At 58.3% G+C, this 3632-nt stretch carries 4 protein-coding genes and 1 pseudogene; all 5 read right to left on the minus strand.

Going from position 1 to position 3632, the window contains the following annotated elements; genetic code table 11:
- Window positions 1-298: pseudogene (locus NW837_RS09875) on the minus strand (shikimate dehydrogenase); the annotation flags it as partial.
- A 62-nt stretch (window positions 299-360) separates the two neighbouring features.
- The gene (locus NW837_RS09880) at window positions 361-864 is read right to left on the minus strand and encodes a hypothetical protein (RefSeq protein WP_414331133.1); all 504 of its coding nucleotides are present in this window, start codon (window positions 862-864) and stop codon (window positions 361-363) included.
- 47 nt (window positions 865-911) lie between these two features.
- Window positions 912-2222: a response regulator gene (locus tag NW837_RS09885; RefSeq protein ID WP_414331135.1), complete on the minus strand. Its 1311-nt coding sequence runs from the start codon at window positions 2220-2222 to the stop codon at window positions 912-914.
- A gap of 294 nt (window positions 2223-2516) precedes the next feature.
- A complete protein-coding gene (locus NW837_RS09890; RefSeq protein ID WP_414331137.1) occupies window positions 2517-3263 on the minus strand; it encodes an SIMPL domain-containing protein in 747 nt (248 codons plus the stop codon).
- 30 nt (window positions 3264-3293) lie between these two features.
- Window positions 3294-3632: hypothetical protein (locus NW837_RS09895; protein ID WP_414331140.1), on the minus strand; the 339-nt coding region annotated here is incomplete at its 5' end.

A 3632-nucleotide genomic window follows, 5' to 3' on the forward strand; every position in this document is an offset into this window, starting at 1 on the left:
GCAAGGGGTAAACCGTATTCACCGCCCCCACCGCTGCTGCCCGCGATTCAATCTGATCGAGCAAAGGGAGAATGGCCTGTTTGTGAGGAATCGTCACATTAAACCCCCGCACCCCAATGGCCGCCAGCCCTGCCACCGCCGCCGCCAAGTGTTTTGGAGCCACCGGAAACGGCACATAGCAGTAGTTTTCCCCCATAGCCGCCAAAGCAGCGTTGTGCATGGCTGGGGATAAGCTGTGGGCCACCGGATCCCCGATTAGACCGAGCAATTGGGTGCTTCCCGAAATCCGACCGTCCACCGGCTCAGCCAACTCCTCAGGGGATCCCTTAAGCCACTCAAGATTTAAAGACGATTTAAAAACTACTGAGACTCCGACTCAACCCGCTGCAGAGTCTGGCGGTAGCGATGGCGCCAGCCGGCCAACGATTCTTCCGAAATGTGGTCGATCAAGGTGCTCATCTCCGCCAGGATCTGGTAAACGCGGTCAAAGCTTTTTCGGGTTCGCTCTTCCTGCTCCGGTTGATGGATCTGCACCATGTACAAGCTCATCTTGATGGTTTGCAGGCGGTTTTTGCCCAAATCTTCCAGCATTTCCCGAATTTGCCCGATTGCCTCCTGCCTTACCCATCTTTGTCGCCGTCGCAACAGCCAAAAGAGGATCCCGTGGACGACCCCTACCAAAGTGGCGCTGACCGCCGTTGCCGTTTCTAGCGAAAAAGCGCTGCGGCTGGCCACAAAACCACTTAGCAGAATCACCCCTATTCCTACCGCCGTCAAGATGAGCTCAATGTTGTTTAGGAACCATCTTCCTGCCGGTCTCCAGATCCCAGATCCGGCCACTTGACCCTGAAGAATGCCCATCATAGCCTTTTGCACCTCCCTTCCGTCTCTCCCGTTCGCTCAGCCCATCACTACCTGCTCAGCCGCCCCAAGGCCAGGCGCGGTCTTCTACGGCTCAGTTGACGCTTCAGACAAAGCTGCCGGAGTTTTCGCCGCCGCAAGCGCAAGGGTCTGCGGGCCAGGGATCCCGCTGTGGTTGACTCCGGTGCAGGAGCCTGCATCTTTCGACTCAGCTCTTGATGGTGTTGGCGGAGATCCTCAATCTGCCTGAGGCGAGTCTCCAGCTCTCGGCGCAGTTCGGCGTTTTCTTTTTCCAGACGCTGCAGGCGTTTCAGCAGCTCTGAGGACTCCGTTCCGCTGACGCGGTCGGAAACTGGGATGGGATGGGGAGCAGTCACCACCGAGCTGTGCACATTCCTGCTATCTCGCATAGCCTGGGCAGCCCGACGCAACAGAGCCACCCCCTTGGGATCATCGCTGTCCATGAGGCTGGCCGCTCCAAACTGGAGCTGCACCGGCAGCGCCCGCCCATTCACCACAAAGGGATCCTGAATCATTCGCTGGCAGCAGCGTTCGGCAGCAATTTGCGCAGCAGCCAAGGTGCTCCCCGGCAGCAGAATGATAAACTGCCCCTCGTCGTAGCAAAACAGGTCGTCTCCATCGCGCAGGTTATTGGCCAAACGCTCCCTAAACAGTTTGAGCAGATCAGCCCGACCGTCAGCATCCAGCCCTTGTGCCAGAGAACCGAGGTTGGCCAAGCGCAGCACAAACAAGCTGAGGGGTTCCGATTGGGCACGGGCCTGGGCCACCCGCAGCGGCAAACGAGCCACCAAATCCTGACGGTTACCCACCTCCAAACCAATCGACTTGGGGGGAGAGGGAGGAGATTTTTGCCCGGTTTTGAGCAGATATTGCTGGCGGCGACTTTCTACAATGCGCAGCCCTGCCCGCACCCGCGTCAGCAGCTCTGCAGCCTGAAAGGGTTTGGAAAGAAACTCATCGGCGCCTGCCTCCAAAGCCCGCTCCATGCTATCGTTGCCCTCGCGGGCAGTCATAATGATGTAGTACACCCAAGCATATTCCGGCAGTTGCCGCAGTTGACGGCACAGGTCTAGGCCGTTCAGGGAGGGCATGACCCAATCGGCAATGATCAGATCTGGGGGTTGGCGGCGAATTTGCTCCAGCGCGGAGAGGCCATCCAAAGCATAAGAAATACTGCAGCCCTGCTTGCCCAAAAAGTTGGACAGCATCTCTGCCACCATGTAGCTATCATCCACAATCAGTACACGGGCTTGCAGACTGCCGTCTTGACTTCTGCCAGAGACGAGTTTCGCCTTCTCAGGCGCAGGAGCTGCACTAGCGCTCTCCGGTCTGGGATCCATAGATAAACCGAGGCAGGGTGGCGCGGGAAAGCAAACTACCCGCAACTTTCCATCGCTATTCTAATGAATGTGGTATCTCCATCGTTATTCTGATGCGGTAGCGAACAGCAGCCGCTTCCACTTTGCCGAGTTGGTTAGATGGATTGAATCACTCTTGAATCACTGAGACTTCGCTCGTCCAGAGCCGCTGTCTGTTGCTGCCCAAGGCTTGCTCTGACCAGAAGCCCTTTGGCGGGAGAGCTGAAATCCATGCGGTGAACATTTGTGAATCATTCCAGGCAACAGAGCAGAGGCTCAGTAACGGAGCTCGAGGGTGACTTGGGCGCGCACGGTTTGCTGTCCCCCCTCCACCGGTGTGGATGCTGTTTCTAGACGGGCATAGTCGGCGCGGGCAAAGGGGATCGGCGGCGGGATCATGTAGCCATCGCTCTGAATCTGGATGCGCTCGACGGAACGGATGCTCAGGTTCAAGACCCCCAGCACATCCTGGGCTTGGCGTTGGGCATCTTTCACGGCTTGGGTTAGGGCGCGGCTGCGCGCCTCCAACAGGGTGGCTTCATCGGCCCGGAAACTGACCGATTCCACCTGGGTGGCTCCGGCGGCCACAGCTTCGTCCAGCACTTGCCCAGCTCTGGCCACAGGCACCTCGAATTGCAGACTGTTTTGCCCCTGTACACCCGTTAGGCGAGGTTGGCCATCCCGATAGTCGTATTGCGGGTAGAGGGAAATGCCGGTGGTTTGTAGAGCGCCTACTTGCAGCTCCTTGAGGCGATTGACCAGCCGCTCTGAGCGTTCTGCCACCTGTTGTTGTACCGATTGCGCCGTCTCCCCCTGGATCACCACCCCCAAGCGAATGAGGGCAATGGAGTTCTCTACGGAGACCGATCCCTGCCCTGTAACCGTCAACATTCGGGATCCCTCAGCGGGACTGGCCATCGCTCCACCTCCGGCGATTATGTTCCAACCCAACAGTGCCACCGCCAGTACCAGGCCCAGCCACGCCACCCCCTTCAGCTTTTTCCACCCCTTGATCCCGTTCATTGCTTTCCCCTTCTGTGGTTCAATCCCAGCCTACTCCCACCGCTCCTCTACCTGATCCGACAAAAGCCCCAGCCACCAGTTCCCTAACCTCACCCAGCCGGTGCGTTCTTGCCCCCACGGATCCCGTATCCGCACACGGAATACCCGTTGATACTTGGAAGTGCTCCCGGAAAAAGGCCCCAGCCGCCAGTACCGTGCCTCCTGGCTCAACAGGGAGTAGCCCTGCTTTGCCGCCCACCGCTGCAGCAATTCTTGGCTGCGTCTTTGTTCCCAGACGAAAATCCCAACGAAAAGGGCAGCAGCAACCGCCGCCCCTACTAGGGTCAATGCCAGCTCAGACATGGGGGTAGACAGCAAGGCTACTGCCCA

Origin of the sequence: Synechococcus sp. R6-10, assembly GCF_047461815.1 — a bacterium.
GTDB lineage: Bacteria > Cyanobacteriota > Cyanobacteriia > Thermostichales > Thermostichaceae > Thermostichus.

What these genes read in the sequence shown, in the direction of transcription:
- NW837_RS09880 (WP_414331133.1), bottom strand. Translation starts at nt 864, where the DNA reads ATGATGGGCATTCTTCAGGGTCAAGTGGCCGGATCTGGGATCTGGAGA.
- NW837_RS09885 (WP_414331135.1), bottom strand. Translation starts at nt 2,222, where the DNA reads ATGGATCCCAGACCGGAGAGCGCTAGTGCAGCTCCTGCGCCTGAGAAG.
- NW837_RS09890 (WP_414331137.1), bottom strand. Translation starts at nt 3,263, where the DNA reads ATGAACGGGATCAAGGGGTGGAAAAAGCTGAAGGGGGTGGCGTGGCTG.